Annotated in this window: 16 protein-coding genes, 5 tRNA genes and 1 CRISPR repeat array; of the genes, 12 read left to right on the forward strand and 9 right to left on the reverse strand. The window is 37.4% G+C overall.

The genetic code is table 11. The annotated features are described in order from the left end of the window. Positions 1-51 precede the first annotated feature (51 nt). Positions 52-486, reverse strand: a complete 435-nt coding sequence (locus NITER_RS07455) for a DUF2267 domain-containing protein (protein ID WP_084275146.1) — start codon at positions 484-486, stop codon at positions 52-54. 42 nt (positions 487-528) lie between these two features. On the opposite strand from NITER_RS07455, the gene NITER_RS07460 reads away from it, so the two are divergent. The 4 genes from NITER_RS07460 (at position 529) to NITER_RS07475 (ending at position 3,156) form a co-directional block, all read left to right on the forward strand. Then, a complete protein-coding gene (locus NITER_RS07460) occupies positions 529-1,368 on the forward strand; it encodes a M90 family metallopeptidase (protein ID WP_084275145.1) in 840 nt (279 codons plus the stop codon). A 119-nt stretch (positions 1,369-1,487) separates the two neighbouring features. After that, positions 1,488-1,922: a protoporphyrinogen oxidase HemJ gene (gene hemJ / locus NITER_RS07465; RefSeq protein ID WP_084275144.1), complete on the forward strand. Its 435-nt coding sequence runs from the start codon at positions 1,488-1,490 to the stop codon at positions 1,920-1,922. After that, positions 1,919-2,701 (forward strand): patatin-like phospholipase family protein, encoded by a 783-nt coding sequence (locus NITER_RS07470; RefSeq protein ID WP_084275143.1) that lies wholly within the window; start codon positions 1,919-1,921, stop codon positions 2,699-2,701. The genes hemJ and NITER_RS07470 overlap by 4 nt, the downstream gene beginning before the upstream one ends. Next, positions 2,665-3,156 carry a hypothetical protein gene (locus NITER_RS07475; RefSeq protein WP_084275142.1) on the forward strand — a complete coding sequence of 164 codons (492 nt, stop codon included), beginning with the start codon at positions 2,665-2,667 and terminating at the stop codon, positions 3,154-3,156. Before NITER_RS07470 ends, NITER_RS07475 begins: the two co-directional genes overlap by 37 nt. Here NITER_RS07475 and NITER_RS07480 read toward each other — a convergent pair. Further along, positions 3,140-3,544, reverse strand: a complete 405-nt coding sequence (locus NITER_RS07480; RefSeq protein WP_084275141.1) for a pyridoxamine 5'-phosphate oxidase family protein — start codon at positions 3,542-3,544, stop codon at positions 3,140-3,142. The two genes, NITER_RS07475 and NITER_RS07480, sit on opposite strands and share 17 nt — an antisense overlap. A gap of 17 nt (positions 3,545-3,561) precedes the next feature. On the opposite strand from NITER_RS07480, the gene NITER_RS07485 reads away from it, so the two are divergent. From NITER_RS07485 to NITER_RS07500, 4 genes are all read left to right on the forward strand, one after another. Further along, positions 3,562-5,235 (forward strand): autotransporter assembly complex protein TamA, encoded by a 1,674-nt coding sequence (locus NITER_RS07485; protein WP_084275140.1) that lies wholly within the window; start codon positions 3,562-3,564, stop codon positions 5,233-5,235. Continuing rightward, positions 5,232-7,832: a translocation/assembly module TamB domain-containing protein gene (locus NITER_RS07490; RefSeq protein ID WP_084275139.1), complete on the forward strand. Its 2,601-nt coding sequence runs from the start codon at positions 5,232-5,234 to the stop codon at positions 7,830-7,832. The genes NITER_RS07485 and NITER_RS07490 overlap by 4 nt, the downstream gene beginning before the upstream one ends. Before the next feature lie 72 nt (positions 7,833-7,904). Beyond that, positions 7,905-8,549 (forward strand): phosphoglycolate phosphatase, encoded by a 645-nt coding sequence (locus tag NITER_RS07495; RefSeq protein ID WP_084275138.1) that lies wholly within the window; start codon positions 7,905-7,907, stop codon positions 8,547-8,549. Beyond that, positions 8,546-9,955 (forward strand): FAD-dependent oxidoreductase, encoded by a 1,410-nt coding sequence (locus NITER_RS07500; protein WP_084275137.1) that lies wholly within the window; start codon positions 8,546-8,548, stop codon positions 9,953-9,955. Before NITER_RS07495 ends, NITER_RS07500 begins: the two co-directional genes overlap by 4 nt. Here NITER_RS07500 and NITER_RS07505 read toward each other — a convergent pair. From NITER_RS07505 to NITER_RS07530, 6 genes are all read right to left on the reverse strand, one after another. Next, complete coding sequence (locus NITER_RS07505) at positions 9,921-10,424, reverse strand: DUF2726 domain-containing protein (RefSeq protein ID WP_084275136.1); 504 nt, start codon at positions 10,422-10,424, stop codon at positions 9,921-9,923. The genes NITER_RS07500 and NITER_RS07505 overlap by 35 nt on opposite strands. 12 nt (positions 10,425-10,436) lie before the next feature. Next, a tRNA-Leu gene (locus NITER_RS07510) sits at positions 10,437-10,521 on the reverse strand. 6 nt (positions 10,522-10,527) lie between these two features. Further along, a tRNA-Arg gene (locus NITER_RS07515) sits at positions 10,528-10,604 on the reverse strand. A 25-nt stretch (positions 10,605-10,629) separates the two neighbouring features. Then, positions 10,630-10,706 (reverse strand) — tRNA-Arg (locus tag NITER_RS07520). A 73-nt stretch (positions 10,707-10,779) separates the two neighbouring features. Next, positions 10,780-10,856 (reverse strand) — tRNA-His (locus tag NITER_RS07525). 21 nt (positions 10,857-10,877) lie between these two features. Further along, positions 10,878-10,955, reverse strand: a tRNA-Pro gene (locus tag NITER_RS07530). Between the two features lie 273 nt (positions 10,956-11,228). Here NITER_RS07530 and NITER_RS07535 point away from each other — a divergent pair. The 4 genes from NITER_RS07535 (at position 11,229) to NITER_RS07550 (ending at position 15,228) form a co-directional block, all read left to right on the forward strand. Further along, positions 11,229-12,584 (forward strand): sodium-dependent transporter, encoded by a 1,356-nt coding sequence (locus tag NITER_RS07535; RefSeq protein ID WP_084276562.1) that lies wholly within the window; start codon positions 11,229-11,231, stop codon positions 12,582-12,584. Between the two features lie 323 nt (positions 12,585-12,907). Then, a complete protein-coding gene (locus NITER_RS07540) occupies positions 12,908-14,050 on the forward strand; it encodes an IS256 family transposase (protein WP_084276561.1) in 1,143 nt (380 codons plus the stop codon). A 93-nt stretch (positions 14,051-14,143) separates the two neighbouring features. After that, entirely contained in the window at positions 14,144-14,413 is a 270-nt protein-coding gene (locus tag NITER_RS07545; RefSeq protein ID WP_084275135.1) for a transposase, read from the forward strand. Then, a complete protein-coding gene (locus NITER_RS07550; protein ID WP_281848088.1) occupies positions 14,413-15,228 on the forward strand; it encodes an IS3 family transposase in 816 nt (271 codons plus the stop codon). Before NITER_RS07545 ends, NITER_RS07550 begins: the two co-directional genes overlap by 1 nt. A gap of 78 nt (positions 15,229-15,306) precedes the next feature. Next, a CRISPR array of direct repeats spans positions 15,307-18,136; the repeat unit is 29 nt; unit sequence ATTTATATCCCACAATTGGATGCTAATAT. Positions 18,137-18,239: 103 nt separating this feature from the next. On the opposite strand, the gene cas2 is transcribed toward NITER_RS07550, so the two are convergent. Next, complete coding sequence (gene cas2, locus NITER_RS07555) at positions 18,240-18,521, reverse strand: CRISPR-associated endonuclease Cas2 (RefSeq protein WP_084275134.1); 282 nt, start codon at positions 18,519-18,521, stop codon at positions 18,240-18,242. Position 18,522 lies beyond the last annotated feature (1 nt).

Raw genomic sequence — 18,522 nt, forward strand, 5'->3', positions numbered from 1 at the left:
AGTTATAAAGTATGATATAGTGAGAATTTTTAAAAGAAGCTGAAAGAGGCCTTACGCCTCTTCCACAAAAGTTTTGAGGTGTTCTGGAAGGTCTGCTATGAGATCTTTCATTTCGCCTTCGCTAATATGGCGTTTAAGAAATGCAAATGTTTTTCTCACAAGTTCTGTAGCTTCATCCATATCGCCAAAATCGTGCTGCGCTGCTCGATTGTCCTCCTCTTTCACAGCTGCTACAAAATCTTCCACTCTTTTAATGCTTTTATCTGGAAATTCGCTCATTTTCCATCCATTGATAGCTTCTGCTTTTATGCAGATTGGAAGTTGCGCTATAAAATCAAGATACTCTTGTGGTGCAATACGTCTTCTGATTACACGTAAAACAGCTCGTAAAATCCTCTCAGCCCTCTCACTATCTTCAATTCCAAGAGTTTGCGCAAGCTCTTTAAGAAACTCTCTTGCTTTTTGTACATCTTTTTCAAATCTCATGGCACCCTCCTTCACTGATTTTAAATTATTATATAATTTATTATGCAATACTATCTGCTACTAATGTTGCTCTTTGGAGCTATTCTTCTTATTTATGTTTTCTACCAGGCTTTTATCTTCTTGGTAACTGATGGTAGATATAAACTCTATAAACTCCTTGGCCACTTTCCAAAAAAGTATCAAGAGTATTTAAAAGCCTACTTTCCCTTTTACAACCGCCTTCCTCAGCATTTGCGCAAACGGCTCGAGGCCTGTATCTTCACTTTTATAAAAGAAAAAGAGTTTATAGGAAGAGGTATTAAAATCGATGATATGAAAAAAGTTCTCATTGCAGCAGATGCATGCTTGCTCACAATTGGTCACGATCGATGCGAATATAAACATGTAAAATCGATATTTGTCTACCCCGAAGCAGTAATGAAGCATGAAAAGATCGCCAATGGCTGGATCGTTACAGAGCAAGATCAAGTTCTCCTTGGTGAAGCGTGGCAAGGGGGAGAGGTGATTTTGAGCTGGAGAGATCTTGTAGCGGGCAATCAAAATCCCAATGATGGTAAAAATGTTGGCCTGCATGAATTTGCCCACCAATTGGATATGGAAGATGGTGAAGCTGATGGCACTCCGCCACTTCCACTACAACTCTATCCTCGCTGGAGCAGTATAATGAGCAAAGAGTTTGCAAAACTGCAAGAGCTTTACAAAAAACATAAAAAAGGTTTTCTAGACTACTACGCTACCACAAACGCAGCAGAGTTTTTTGCAGTAGCAACGGAAGCCTTCTTTGAAAAGAGTGAAAGACTCCAAAAAGAAGAACCTGAGCTTTATGCAATCCTCAAGGAGTATTACAATCTTGACCCTGCTAGCTGGAATAAAAATAGGTAAAAATTTTTTATTGTGTTACATTTAGTGTCTGTTTCTCCATAAAAGATCTTTAACTTCCTGTATATCTGCTACACTATTGTAATAAAGCTTTGCTATAATCCGCGAAAAAAGGTGTAAGTATGGAGTACTATCTCTGGATCAAAGCTTTCCATATCATGAGCATAATCAGTTGGATGGCAATGCTTTTTTATCTGCCAAGACTCTTTGTCTACCATGCTGAGCATCGCTCCAATGCTGGTTTTGTTGAAGTTGTAAAAATTCAAGAGCATAAGCTTTACTATTTTATTGGCGTTCCAGCTTTTTGGGCAAGCGTTATTAGTGGTGGTATTATGATTTGGCTCAATCCTGCAATGTTTAAAAGCGGTATGTGGCTACACATCAAACTCACTGCCGCTTTACTTCTTATCCTTTATCACTTTTCTCTGCGCTATTTTTTGAAGCAGTTTGCACAAGATACATGCCAAAAAAGCGGCAAATTTTTTCGCATATATAACGAAGTTCCTACAATTTTGATGATAATCATCGTTATTATGGCAGTAGTCAAACCTATATGAAAATTGCAGTAGCGCTGAGTGGAGGTGGTGCAAGGTGTCTTGCACAACTTGGCTACCTCCATGTTTTGCAACAAAAACTTGGCATAGAGTTTGCAGCACTAAGTGGCAGCAGTGGCGGCGCAATTGTAGGTGCCTTTTTGGCTCTTGGACTCTCACCTGCAAAAATTCTTGAAATTATTAAAAAGTTCAATTTTTCAAAAATTAAGCTTAACCTTTTTCATGGAACTCTTTTTTCACTTGAGCCCCTTATCAAAGAGCTCCATCAATTAGGACTCAAAAGCTTTGATGAGTTACACATTCCTCTTTTTGTCACCCTCACCTCTTATGATGGCAAAGAGACCCTCTATGTGACAAATGGAGATCTTGCCCGCGCTGTTATAGCATCTTCATCATTAATTCCAATTTTTGCTCCTACTATGATAGATGGCAAACAGTACATAGATGGAGGCTTTAGCGATAATTTACCTGTGAATCCTCTGCTACAATCGAGGTATTTTACTCTAGCAATCAATGTTAATCCTCTTAACCATCTCACTTTTCCTCAAACCCTTTGGGGCAATTTCAAAAGAGCAGGCTACATATTACTCAATACAAATATTCGCAACTCAATTGCAAAAGCTGATAAATACGTACAGATTGATGGGTGTCAAAATTTTGGTATACTTGAGAGAAAAAACTTTGATGCTATCTATGCACTTGGCATACACCAAGCCGAAAAAGAGCTCAAAGAGTGGGAAGAAATATGTTTGAAAAACTCCTCGATAAAATCGTCTCAATAGTCTTTATTCCGCCAAAATACCCTATGCGCTTTCGGGAGTTGATGGAAGCAAATAGAGTTTTAGTAGACAACCTCTCTATAGATACTATTCCAGGACTTAAATTTTGCAGACTCAAACTCTACCTCATCTATTTTATACTTTGGAATCTCATTATTATCCCATTAGCTCTCCTTTTTCATACATTCTTAGCAAAACTCGATTGTCATATCTCCATAATTTTGGCTATTTTATTTACGCTTCTCTTTTTTGGTACATATAAAATATTTGAGAATAGAGTCAAAGAGTATGCAGCTCAAAAACTTATCAAAGAGGGATGGAAAAACTATCTACCACATTTTCCTTATGAAAAATATCATATAGAAGTAGCACAAATATACAAAGAAGCGCTCGATCGCGATATCGCAAAACATAAAATAGAGCAATTTATTATCGATAAACTCATCGAGTCCAAATAAGTTTTGTTTTAAAGCCCAAAGTGTTATCTGTCATCTTTATCCATTGCAAATGTATGGCCCATAGAGGACTTGGAATGCCAAGAGCAATGGGAAATCTTTTGTAGTAGAGACTCTTTTGCTCTGCAGCGGCACTCTCTACAATACCTATAAACTGCACTCCTTGGATCTTTATAATCTCTTTTTCACAAAGAGCAATAGTACCAGCAACTTTGGAGTTTTTGTAGATATCTTGCATATGATGTGTATGCGATTCACTCGCAAAAATAAGAGCTTTATGCTCTTTATCGTAAGCATAAAAGCAGTTTGCTGCATAAGGATTGTATTCCGTGCAGGTTGCAAGAGTGAGCAGATGGTTATTTTCTAAAAATTTTTCAATCTTTTTTTCCATTTGTATATAATAGCAAAATGAAAATTGTTATATCACTTATACTCTCTTTTTATACATTGCTGGGGGCACAATATACCATTGACTTTTTTGGCAACAAAACATTTACCAAAAAGCGTCTTTACAAAGAGCTTGGATTTGAACAAACACTTTGGCAAAAGATATTACACAAAAAATTTCGTCCCAAAGTAGAAGAAAAGCTGATTCCTACTCTCTATGATGAGCTTAAACTCTTTTATCAAGAGCAAGGCTTTTGGGATGCAAACATTACAGCGAAAATACAAAAAGATACACTCCTTTTTATTATTGAAGAGCATACCCCTTTGCACATCTCTGCTCTTGCAACCACATCTGACTTTTCTATAGAAAGCTTTATACCATTTAAAAAAGGTGATCGTTTTATTGTCTCCCAATTTGTCAAGATGAAAAAAGATATAAAAGATGCTCTTTTAAAAAATGGCTACTGCAGCTATGAGTTTATACCAAAAGCGTACGTTTATAAAAAAGAAAAAAGTGTTGTCATCTCAATCTATCTTGCTAAAGGCTCTTTGTGTAAAATAAAAACTATTTCTATTCATGGTCTACAATCTATTCCAGCAAAAGTTGTAAAAGATCATATCTATGTACAACCGGGGGATATTTTTTCATTATCAAAGATTGATGAGAGTTATAAAAGGCTCTACTCATTAGAATATTTCAATGCTGTGAGATTTGATTATTCAAAAAAGATAGATAATCAGATTTTTTTAGATATCAACTGCAAAGAGAGAAAAAAAGTACACCTCTATAAAGCAGGAGTGGGGTTTGAAAGCGATAGAGGCGCAATAGTGAGTTTTCAATACAAAAACCTCAACTATCATGCTAAGCAGATTTCATTGGATCTTTTTTATGCAGATATCACCAAAAAAGTTGAACTTGGCTATTTTATGCCTTCTTCTATTACATTATTCCAAAACAGATATGACATAAAACACACTTTCTCTTATACACAAGATAGATTCGATATTTTCAAAAGCAAAGAGATAACTTATAAGTTAAAACTCCTCAAAGAGGATTATAATAAAGGGATCTCATTTGGTCTTCAGCCAAGTCATATACAAATAGCAGATACTAATGAGAGCTGTATAGAACGTAAAAATTATACACTCTTAGCGCCCTTTATCGATATTTTCATCGATAAACGCAATGAAAAGTTCTTTCCTACTAATGGATATTTTTTGGGACTTTTCGCACAAGGCTCCTTACTTGATGGAGAGTACTTTAAAACTTCTGTCAAAGCCGGAATTTACTATGCACTTCCTAAAGGTGTACTATTTCTCAAAGGAACTCTTGGAGAGATCTTAGGAAACAAAATCCCCCCTACAAAACTCTTTATAGCAGGCGGAGTGCAAAGCAATAGAGCGTACCCATTTCGATCCCTCTATGCACTTGATAGTAGCTGCAAAATTGGTGGCAAGTCTCTTTTAGCAACTACAGTAGAGTATCACTATCCTCTCGATTCTTACTATCTCGCACTCTTTTGGGATCGTACCTATATAGATAGCAACACGCTACAATTTAACAAAGCAGTTGACGGAGTAGGAATTGGCATACTCTATCCCACAGTCGTAGGAACGATTAAGGTCTATTTTGGCTTCAATCCATCTCATATTGTGCAAAATTCTTTAGGACTCTATATAGGAGCCTCCTTTTGAAAAAGATCTTGCAATTTCTCCAGATTTTCCTCATAGTTGTTATGGCATTTGTATTAGCTGAGCATTTCTCCCACTATCTCCAAACTCTCATAACATCACAAATAAGACAAAGTGGAATAGAGTGTCAACTTACAATCAAAAATATCCATACACTCACTTGCAAAAATATTCGCTATCATCAAAAGCCATTGGCAAAGAGTCTCTCTTTGACATGGAGGTATGCTCCTTTGCTCCAAGGAACAGCATATATTGAAAATATAACTATCAAAGATCTCAATATAAATACACTTCTTAGTATCCAATTATCACAAAATAAAGAGCAAAAAAGTTCCAAACTCCTTGTAAAACCATTTATCAAAAAAGCTTACATCAATGCATTTTACTCCTATAAAGGTACACATCGCTTAACACTTCAGGCAAAAGATATCTCTCTTCAAAAGGCACATATTTCATCTTTACACATAGTTAGCCCTTATGCAAAAGTCAAGGCTTTTGGTATATATTCCAATCAAACACTACAACTTCAAGGGGATATTGAAGATCTTACATATCAAATGATACGTGCAGCGACGATTCCTTTCATAATACAAGCAGATCCCAAAAAGATCGCATTCTCTCTCATACCAGATAAATTTTTTATCTATAACTATCGCTTTGCCAAAAATAAAATAACTGGAAAATATAATTATCAGTCCCTCTTTATCCAAGCAGATACATCAACAATCTACAAAAAAAGCCAAGCAGTTTTGCATATTGATGCGATATACGACAAAACGCTCCACTATGAAGCAAATGCTACGATAAATAACGAAAGATATAACATTCCTATCAATCCTCTTGCTTACCAAAAACTATATGCTTATATCAAGGGAGATCTTGAACAAACAGATGCGAAAATTTTCAATCAATTTATATCAATTGATATAAAACGGCAAAAAGATAGCGCCACATTTAAAACCTCTCCCATACAAACACATGATCTCAATAGCTCTCTTCCAAAAGATATGTACCTGCAACTTATTGGCTCGGCCAATCCCGATGAGCAAAACTTATCAATTCTTTCAAACTATGTAGAAGGAGAATTTTCTCATGCAAAAAAGCAGATACAAGGCACATTAGAGTTTAAAAAAAGATATAAAGATTTCCATCTCCCTGCACTTGGCCCTGTGACAATAGAAGCAAACCTTGCTACCAAATCGTTTTTTCTTCAAGCTAAAAACATTATTCTGGAAGTATTACAAAAGAGTGCTACTCTCAAAATTGACGATGCGCTCTGTTTAGCTCAAAAGCACGATCAGCTGCTCTCTTTTTCTTGCAATATCAATCATCTACAAAACTTAACAAAAACCATCTCACAGATCTATCCTATACCGCAACTATCGGTAGAACTTGCTGTGAACGCTTCTGGAGAGTACAGCATCGATACACAAAACTTTACTCTTCACTCCAAAGTCCAACCTCAAAACAGAGTCTCTCCTCTAGAGTATCTTGAGTACAAACTCCATGGCAATCCAAAGCAGATTATCCTCGATTACTACGCTTTACTTCTCAAAGATCACGGCTTTTACGCTACAAAACCATCAATTATAGAGTTGAAAAATGATGGTATATATGTTCAAGAGTTTTGGATTGAAGATAAAGTAAAAATCAGTGGCTTTTACAATTTTTCTACCACATTGGGAAAATTCCAAATCAAGGCCAAAGATTATCGATACTCCTCTATAGAAGGGGATATACGCACAAAAATCGATATTGATGCACAAATCAAACAAAACAAAATTGAAACTACAGGAACTCTCACCCTCTTTGGCGGAGTCATAACCTATTCCCCTAAAAAAGAGCGTATAGTCAAAGATGAGGATATAATCGTTATCGATGAATTACAAAGTCCACAAGAGAACTATTTTTTAAAAAATGTAGCAATTAATATCAAAATCGATGCTAAAAAACCAATTCTTTATAAAATACCAGATCTCTATGCTCTTACAAGTCCAGATCTCCTCCTTTATAAAGAGTTTGGCAAACAACTGCAACTACTGGGTATGATCAAAATCTTCAAAGGAGTGTACCATCTTCCAAATCAAGAAAATATTGAGATCTCATCATCTGTAATTGATTTTTATGGACCTGTGGAAAATCCTCTACTCGATCTTCATCTTATTACCAGAAAAGATCGCTATATTATCTATATTACAGTAGCGGGCGAATTAGAAAATCCTGTAGTAAACTTCGATAGCGAGCCTTATCTCAAGTCTAACGAAATACTCTCTTTGCTTGCATTTGGCACAAGCAGTAAATCTCTCATTAGTGCAGCACTAGGAGGAGATAAACTGAGCAGTATGCTCTCAAATCTTTTTATAAAAGATCTTGTTGCAAATTTTGGCATCAAACTCGATACACTCACACTTCTTACAAGTGCAAATCGTATCGGTTTTGAGATTGGGAAAAGAGTAAGTGATAAAATTACAGTAATTTATAAAAATGATGAAATCTCTACACTTATAATTCGGTATCAAATAAGCAAAAAAGTAGAGAGTGATATTATTTTTGGTCCCCAAAAAAGTGGTGCCCATCTTTATTATAGAGAGATGAGATGAGAAGATATAGAAAGAATTTCAAGATATTATCAACATTTTTATGTACACTTCCAAAAATTTTTGAGGAAAATGATGAAAAAAGCTATATTTTTTGATCTTGATGGCACACTCATAGATAGTGCACCAGATCTGGCTGATGCACTTAACCATACTCTTGAGACATTAAATCTTCCAACCTATCCACTTGATACCATTCGCACATGGATAGGTGGAGGGGCTTCTATGCTTGTAAAGCGAGGACTCTGTGGTTCCAAAGAGGTAGAGGATATTGATGAAGAGCTTTTTCAAAAAGCTCTTAAGATTTTCATGGAGTATTACAGTAAAAATCTCACCAATAAAACCTCCCTCTATCCGTATGCAAAAGAGATACTTGAAACTCTTAACAAAAACTATGACCTCGCTCTCATTACCAATAAACCCTTTGCATTTATAGAGCCTCTCTTAAATCATTTCGAGCTTCATCATTTCTCACTTGTTCTTGGAGGAGACAGCCTACCCCAAAAAAAGCCATCTGCCATGCCTTTGGTTTTTGCCCTTGAAAAATTTGGTATCAAGAGTAATGAAGCACTCATGGTAGGTGATTCAGCCAGTGATTACTTTGCAGCCAAAGAGGCAAAAGTGCCGGTAGTACTTGTCAAATATGGATATGATCAGGAGATTGATGCCTTTAATGTGCCAAAAATTGCATCTTTAAAAGATTTACTGGAGCTGGTATGAAAATTGCAATCATTGGTGGTGGAGTAGCAGGAGCAAGCGTAGCGATATATCTGCGCAAACTTGGTCTCAAGCCTACTCTTTTTGAGAAAAAACCTATGCTCGTAGCCGGACCTCCAGCCTGCCATCTGCACGCAGGAGGGAATCTCTACCCAGATATCGATGATACGCAACGCAAGCAACTTTTAAAAGAATCAATTGAGTTTTTATGCTTCTATCCACAAGCAATTGAGAAGCGCCCTACACTCCTCGCAATTCCAAAGCATATTCTTATAGATATAGACGAGCTTATACAACGAACCAAAAAACTAGCACTCTTCTACAAAGAGCTTATTGACAAGGATCCAGCAAATAGAGTGTTAGGAGATCTGCAAGAGTATTTTCTCACTTTTTCTCAAGATGAAGTTGTAGCGCTCCAAGGTAAAACTCCTAAAAAAGTGCCAAAAACACCTGGGGAGTGGCTTATCCCTTTTGCCAATGAGGTAGATATAAACAAACTCAAATTTCCTGTCATTTTAGTCCAGGAGTATGGCATCAATATCTTTCGTCTCAGTGCAATAGCGCAGCTTCTGTTGCAAGATGCTGATGTGAGATATGAGACTTCAGTTGTAGATGTGAAAAGAAGTGGTGATGGTTTTATCGTTATATCTAAATGCAATAATGAATGCAAAGAAGAGTACTTTGACTTTCTCATCAATGCTGCAGGATTTAAGAGCGGAATGATTGATGACTTTTTAGGTTATTACAAGGAGCGCATTGTAGAGTTCAAAGCCGCATATATTGCAAAATATCGCGACGATTATCTCTATCCAGAGATGATCTTCCATGGTATTCGTGGAACTGACAAAGGCATGGCACAGTTTACCCCCTATCCAGCTGGCTATTATCAACTTCATGGTATGCGCAAAGATATCACTCTCTTTGAAGATGGAGTCGCAAAGAGTGAACCTCCATCAAGCCAGCCAAGATTACCGCAAAAATATATAGAATTTATCGAAAAAGGCTTCAATCCAGATCTAGCAATCAAGAGAACACAAAAGGCTATATGGTATGTAAGTCGCTATCTGCCACCATTTACCGATGCCACACCCACACCTACCCCACTCTTTGGTGCTCAGCAAATCCCAGGGAGAGATTTAAGCCTGCGGGCAGCTGAGGTATCTTTTGAGGGAGATAGATACGCTCGCTGTGAGATTGTCAAAGTCTCTTCTATCTTTACAATGGCAGATGCAATTGTAGGCAAACTCATAAAACTCCAAGCACTTCCACATACTGCTCAGGGCGTACGCATCGAAGGGGAACTTTTAGATGAAAAATTGATAGATGATCTTGCACAAGAGATTGCTAAAAAGAGAGGCTACCCAGAGGAGATGGCTAAGCTTTTGATACCTTACATTGGCGAAGAATAAATGAGCGAAGTTCTCTTATATCGTAATTTTTAGCAGTTTTAATGCGAATAAGCGGCACCCCTGCACTCTTACAAGCCCACTCGATAAACGCATCCCGCTCCACCCTATCAGCGCGATTATGACTTGCATCATCTAGCTCAATTGCTGCTACAATCGAGAGCTTTGCATCACATAGCACATAGTCAAAATGTTTACAGGCAACTTTATTAAAAGCACTTTGCCAGCGGCTTCTATCTTTTGCACTTACTGGCAGTAAGACATCAGCAGCTCGCACTTTTGCAAAGATATAAAACTCGTTCCCCACGGCCTGCTGGAGATGGATAAAAAATTTTCGCTCGCTTGGGGTAAAAATTTTTTGCACTGCTTTGTATTTAAGTGGGGGCTTTCTTCTGAAAAAGTAGAGTATGAGAAAAAGGATTGTAATAAATAGAACAAAGATGAGAATTTGATCAAATGGAAGATGAGACAATGTCTACCTTAGTGGTGCGGGAGAGAGGACTTGAACCTCCACACCTTGCGGTACCAGATCCTAAGTCTGGCGCGTCTGCCAATTCCGCCACTCCCGCGCAAAGTGGTACGCCCGCCAGGATTCGAACCTGGGACCTACGGCTTAGAAGGCCGTTGCTCTATCCAGCTGAGCTACGAGCGCATAAATATTATGTATGGTGATAAAGTGGCACGCCCGAGAGGAGTCGAACCTCTAACCTACGGATCCGAAGTCCGTTGCTCTATCCAATTGAGCTACGGGCGCATATTCGGCCCATAGGCTAAAGCAACAAATTTGTTAATTTTTATTTTTTATCAATTTTAGGCCCGAAAATATATGGGGTGGATGACCGGACTCGAACCGGCGACCCCCAGAGCCACAATCTGGTGCTCTAACCACCTGAGCTACACCCACCATACGAGTGTTAATAAAACATGGTCGGGGCGGAGGGATTCGAACCCCCGACCCCCTGGTCCCAAACCAGGTGCGCTAACCAGACTGCGCTACGCCCCGACAATCGGACTGAAATTATAGGAAAAATTTGCATTCTTGTCAAGATAGTGTATAAGTCCAATACATATGGCACTCATAATGATTTTCAAGAAGGTATTGTATCCAAGATCAATTAAGTGCTTGGGCTAGTTTTTATTAATGGTATCGACTGCCCATAAATCGAAAAGTTATGTATCTAATTTGCACTCCTTTATCTTATTTGCGGTGCTAGATATGATTAAACTTATGCAGTGTAGTATAATTATCATAACAAATTGCATTGCAGGAGATATCTTGAAAATACAAAAATTTAGCAAGATAGGTTTTATTATGGCTGCAGCCGGAAGTGCTGTAGGGCTTGGAAATATTTGGAAGTTCCCCTATATGACTGGTGAATATGGTGGTGGGGCTTTTGTACTTATCTACCTTATTACCATCGCTTTTATTGGATTTTCAGTGATGATTGCAGAGATGCTTATTGGTGCACTTGGTAAAAAAGATACTGTAAGCTCATTTGAAGAGCTCGCTCCTCCAAGCAAAAAGTGGTGGAAGTATGCAGGTTTTATGGGATTTAACGGCATTATTATTATGACATTTTATTCTGTAGTCATCGGCTGGATTTTATACTATCTTTTTTATGTACTTTTTTCAGGACTTCCATCTGATACACAAACAGCAAAAAATATATTTTCTAATCTTGTAGGAAATGAGGTTTTAGCACAAATATTTTTTCATACCATCTCTGTAATTATTGTTGGCTATGTCGTCCATAGAGGTATCAAAGGAGGGATTGAAAAGGTAAACCTTATCTTGATGCCAGCATTGATGCTCATTCTCTTTGGACTCCTTACTTACGCTGCATCACTAGATGGTTTTTCAAAAGCATTGGCTTTTATGTTTGAGCCAAAGTGGGAGAAGCTCAATTCTGAAGCCTTCATTCGTGCTGTTGGACACTCCTTTTTTACCCTCTCTCTTGGAATGGGTGCTATTATGACCTATGCGGCATCTTTGCCAAAAGATGCAAGCATTACTAAAACTGCTTTTATAGTTACTTTCATGGATACACTCATCGCTTTGGTAGCTGGTCTTGTTATTTTTAGTTTCTTGTTTCAATTTGGTGCAAAGCCTGGACAAGGCCCGGGACTTGTATTTATCTCCCTTCCAACGATTCTTCATAATTTTGGCTCTCTTGGTATATTTTTTGCTCTGCTTTTCTTCCTCGCTCTTGCCTTTGCTGGACTCACTTCTGCAGTAAGTCTCGTAGAGCCTGTAGTGCAGTACCTCATCGATAGATTTAAGATGTCACGCACAAAAGCAGTCGTGCTTACAAGTCTCATTTACTGGATTGTAGGAATTGCAGCCCTTCTCTCATTTACCAATAGTTGGGGAAAACTTTTTAGCATCGCTGGAAAACCGCTGTTTGATATTTTAGAGTTTACAACAGACTCTATTTTGCTTCCTCTGGGTGGATTTGCAATTGTTATCTTTGTGGGGTATGTGCTTCCAAAAACGCAAGTGCAAGCGCATCTGCATAAACCTGGAGAACTTGCAGGCAAACTCTATGCAGTTTGGATGTTTAGCATCCGCTATATCGCTCCAGTAGCTCTCATTTTTATGATGCTCAATCTCTTGGGTATCTTAAAAATCTAAAGGCGCTTTTGTTGCCTCGCATCTTCCTCTTTTTAATAAATTTACTTCTAATTAGTTAGAAAGATTAAGCCAGCTTTATATTTCATAATTGTATACCAACCCCCAGCCCAACTACACAAGATATAATACATAAAGAGTGAAAGATAAAAGGGTCAGCAATGGAGAAATTAAATAAAAACCAAGAAGAGATAAAAAGATTTACAGTAAAAAAGAAAACTTCCATTGTGAGATAGTGTACACTAAAGTTCGCAATTTCACTTGAAAACCCTCGAAGGGGTTGGATAGACTTTCCGGTGAGAAAAAAAGAATGGAGAAGTCTACCCATGAGAAATGATAGCGAAATTTTCAAAAAGATCCTAACAGGATTCGTTACAGAAGAAGATCCGCTGCTTGCAATGATGAAATGGATGATGGATCAGTTGATGCAGATCGAGGCACAGATGAAAGTGGGCGCAGCCAAAGGAGAGCACGGCAGTGAGCGAAAGAGCCACTTTAGCGGCTACCGTCCAAGAAGGTTCGATACGAGGCTGGGAACTGTATATCTGATGATCCCAAAAATAAGAAGAGGTGGCTATATTCCTTTTTTCGTCACCGAAAAGAGAAGGAGTGAACAGGCTTTAATTGCAATGGTGAAAGAGGCCTATGTCAATGGAGTATCGACCAGAAAGATAGAGCGCCTTGCAAAAGAGTTGGGTATCGAGAATATATCCGCTTCCCAAGTGTCGCAGATCAACAAAGGACTTGACGAACAGGTCGAGGAGTTTCGTAACCGACCCTTGCAAAAGGAGTATCCTTTCATCTGGGTCGATGCTTTGTATGAGAAAGTGAGAAACCATGAAGACAGAGTGGTATCCACAGCCATTATGATAGCCTACGGCGTGACGATAGAGGGCAACAGGGAGGTGTTGGCCATTGAACCCTTCGTCTCCGAGAGTACTGAAACGTGGAAAAGCTTTTTCGACAGGCTCAAAGCAAGAGGCGTCGAAAAGATCGCGCTGCTGATCAGCAACGCCCATCAGGGGATCCAGAAAGCTTTCAAGCAGAGTTTTATCGGAGCTTCGTGGCAGCGATGCAAGGTCCACTTCATGCGCAACATCCTGGCCCATGGCCCCCACAGGGCCAAGGAGAAGTTCGCTGCCAGGCTCAAGAGCATCTGGCTGCAAGAATACAGGGAGGATGCCCTGCAGATTGCACAGATGATTATCGATGAATATGATAAGAAATTTCCCGAAGCGATCGAAGTCCTGCAAAACGGCCTGGAGAATTCGTTGCAGTTTTACCACTTTCCCCAGATCGACAAACGGCGAATCAGTTCGACCAACGTTTTAGAGAGGATTAACAAGGAGATCAGGAGGCGCTCGAAGGTGGTGTCGGTCTTTCCTTCAAGAGAATCGTATCTGAGGCTGATCGCCACCTATCTGATGGAGTATACGGAAAATTGGGAATCTGAACGCAGTTATATCTAGCCTGCCAAGTTGCAGGAGGTGATGGAAATCCACGAGGCGCAGCTTCAAGCTGCTTGACGATGACTTACCCGGAAGGAAAATTGCGAACGTTTCTTGACACTATCCATTGTGATGGATGTTTTTCAAGGGAAAACTACAGTATCTGAAGTTGCGAGAAAGTATGATTTGGCACCTGGAGCAATAGAGGAGTGGATGGAAGATGCACGTAGAGGTATGGAGAATCAATTAAGAGCCAGACCTAAAGATATAGCTGCCATGTATGAAGAGAAGATAAAAGATATGAAGGCAGTTATAGGTGAATTGACATTGGAGAATATCGCATTAAAAAAGTACGACGCTTCTGTAGGAAAAGAGAAGAAGTGATGCAAGTACAGAGCAAAATGAGAAGCGAGGGCTACCCAATAAGCATCACAAAACTCTGTAAGCTGTTGAATATTCCTCGCAGGAGCTTTTATTACAAGCCCGTCAAAAGAATACGGAAATTGGATGAAGAGCGTGTTAAAAAAGTCAAAGAGAAGATAGAGAAATTTCCAACGTATGGCTATCGTTGTTTAGCTTTACTGCTTGGGATGAACAAAAAAGCAGTGCAGCGCATTCTGCAACTAAAAAGTTGGCAGGTAAGAAAGCGTTCCAAAGGGCATAGGCCAAGAGCCAAAATGATGCCTTCGCGTTCACACTATCCCAATCAAAGATGGACTATTGATATGACCCGCATCTACAGTATTAATGATGGCTGGAGCACTTTAGCTTGCGTGATTGATACTTGTACCCGTGAAATCGTTGGATGGAGACTCTCAAAAAGCGGTAAAGCGAAAACAGCAGAAGCTGCTTTGCAGGAAGGCTTGATCTATCGATTTGGAAGACTTCAGCGATTGAAAGAGCCCATTGTATTACGAAGTGATAATGGATTGGTTTTTACCAGTAAATCGTTCACCAAAACAATCAAAGATTACAACTTCACTCAGGAGTTCATCACTCCTTATACTCCTGAACACAATGGCATGATTGAAAGGTTCTTCCGAACCATCAAGGAAGAGTGTATCTGGTACTATAACTTCAAATCACTCAAGGAGGCTAACAAAATTATTGAAGAATGGATCAATTTTTACAATCAAAAACGAAAGCATTCAGCGCTGCAGTACAAAACACCTGTAGAAGTGTTTCACTTGGTAGCTTAGGTGTGCAGAAAATGAAGGGTCATTACAATTGGGTGCTAATATATTTGCCCCTTCTTTCAAAGCATATGTAGCGAATATCTTTATATCCCACAATTGGATGCTAATATTGAAGTTTTGCTTGATAACAACGCTATCGACAGTCTGATTTATATCCCACAATTGGATGCTAATATCGCATCGATTGTCTGCTCTCCAGCATTCTCAAAAGCATTTATATCCCACAATTGGATGCTAATATAAGTAGATAAAGAGCCATTAGCAGTCAAGCAGTCATATTTATATCCCACAATTGGATGCTAATATAAAATCTGTAAATCGTCTTTACCTGCAAGTTGATTAATTTATATCCCACAATTGGATGCTAATATAAGTAGATAAAGAGCCATTAGCAGTCAAGCAGTCATATTTATATCCCACAATTGGATGCTAATATTCCTCTATACATTTGCACTCTTGAAATGAAACGATCTTTATATCCCACAATTGGATGCTAATATTTTGCAATACCCAAGTGAGTTGCCCAAAAGATGGTCTTTATATCCCACAATTGGATGCTAATATAGGTTTCCAGGCAGTTTTAGCACCAGCGTCAAGAGCCTTTATATCCCACAATTGGATGCTAATATAAGTTATTCTCTATAATTATTTCTATCGAAGTACTATCTTTATATCCCACAATTGGATGCTAATATAAGCCTATGCTCCACATCCATTTGAAAATCATCTTCCTTTATATCCCACAATTGGATGCTAATATCTAAATGGCGCAAAGAGCTTGAAGCTATATATTACGATTTATATCCCACAATTGGATGCTAATATCCAATTTGCAGATTCTTCATTAAATGTCATAGACGCATTTATATCCCACAATTGGATGCTAATATAATTGTTACTGTGTAATCTACTCCAGATGTAAAGCTATTTATATCCCACAATTGGATGCTAATATTCTCCAAAATATTCAAAGTAAGATGTCAATACTTAATTTATATCCCACAATTGGATGCTAATATCAACAAATCCAGCTTTATGTATTACAAGACTTCCACATTTATATCCCACAATTGGATGCTAATATTGTAATCTTCAGGTACTGCACGGCTGACGTTTACAGATTTATATCCCACAATTGGATGCTAATATTTGATTCTATACAAGATGATTTGCAGAATGCAACCAAATTTATATCCCACAATTGGATGCTAATATCAATAAATGTGAAACTAAACAATCCCTTTATGTTTTATTTATATCCCACAATTGGATGCTAATATTGAAATGCCTGGAATACAATGAGATTATTTATCTCAATTTATATCCCACAATTGGATGCTAATATTCCAAACATACGAATTCGAATTTATATCGTCTGAGATTTATATCCCACAATTGGATGCTAATATTCGCCTCTTCAGCCAAGAGTTTCGTTATCTTTGTTATTTATATCCCACAATTGGATGCTAATATGATACATCAAATTTGACAAACCTTGAAGCTTCAGCGTATTTATATCCCACAATTGGATGCTAATATGAGTACAAAATCATTATACTCAATAGCATACTCAAATATTTATATCCCACAATTGGATGCTAATATCAGATACATACCAACCCTCACCAGAATTGCTAAAATCATTTATATCCCACAATTGGATGCTAATATACAAGTATCACGCATACAGCTTTGAACCAATTAGATATTTATATCCCACAATTGGATGCTAATATGAACAGGACTATACGAAAAAGATTGAAAAAGAGAAATTTATATCCCACAATTGGATGCTAATATTGTCGCCCACCATTCTATCACAGCACGAGCAACTTTATTTATATCCCACAATTGGATGCTAATATTGCATTATAACCACCATTTATGCAAGCCCAATATGTATTTATATCCCACAATTGGATGCTAATATTGGTCTACCAAACAACATACTAACATCGCTATCCGCATTTATATCCCACAATTGGATGCTAATATTCCTCGATGCATTTGCACTCTTGAAATGAAACAACATTTATATCCCACAATTGGATGCTAATATTATTACTGCTATCGTAAATATTAATCCTAATTTCCATATTTATATCCCACAATTGGATGCTAATATGAAGGGCGAGGGCAGCCAAAAGCCCGACCCAAAGACATTTATATCCCACAATTGGATGCTAATATTATAATATTCAATACCAATCTCATCTTTTTTTGGAAATTTATATCCCACAATTGGATGCTAATATCCGCATTCAAGCCCCTTAAACCTCCAAGAGCAAGTGATTTATATCCCACAATTGGATGCTAATATAAATACATCTTTCTCCATATATCTCGCATTTTTTTTTATTTATATCCCACAATTGGATGCTAATATTTTAGAACTAGCGGGCTTGATTTGGTGATGAGAGATTATTTATATCCCACAATTGGATGCTAATATTATTTTTCTAATAGACACCAAATTTATCTCTTGAAAATTTATATCCCACAATTGGATGCTAATATTATAGTTGTGAGAAGGATTATAGGTACTTTGAACACTATTTATATCCCACAATTGGATGCTAATATCTTGCTTTACGTATTTATAAACGGTTCGTTTCATCATATTTATATCCCACAATTGGATGCTAATATAATCAAACCTAACAACTTTGCCAACGCAAGCTTTATATTTATATCCCACAATTGGATGCTAATATCATCAGGCCAACCCGTTACTTTCAGTAGTATTTTAACTATTTATATCCCACAATTGGATGCTAATATTCTAAGTACTCTGTTTCTAAACAATGCAAGATACTTATTTATATCCCACAATTGGATGCTAATATGGAGCAATACGACCCGAATATGCTTTTTGGTAATTGATTTATATCCCACAATTGGATGCTAATATCCATAAAAAAATTATAACACAGTTCCGATTTTAAGGCATTTTTTTTCTTTATTTATAAAAGTTTTTTCTCGAATTAGCAATATTTAGTTTTCCGAAAATTCCGCTAGAATATATTTGTTGTAGGATCAAAAGATATTCCTAAATTGTATTTTTTTACATTATTTTTATTATCAATTCTATAAAAAATTACATAATCGTTATTAAAATCTATAATATTTTTAATACTATTTTGCAATTTTATAAATTTTGCTTCACTTAATTCACCCTCAAAAACACTTTTTTGAGTATGATGAAGATATTGTCTACATAATTTCATTACTTTATTAAGTCTATTTTGACCTTCTTTTTCTATTGTACAAATATCATAAACCAGTATTATATACATT

This window comes from Nitratiruptor tergarcus DSM 16512 (genome assembly GCF_027946175.1).
Classification (GTDB): domain Bacteria; phylum Campylobacterota; class Campylobacteria; order Campylobacterales; family Nitratiruptoraceae; genus Nitratiruptor; species Nitratiruptor tergarcus.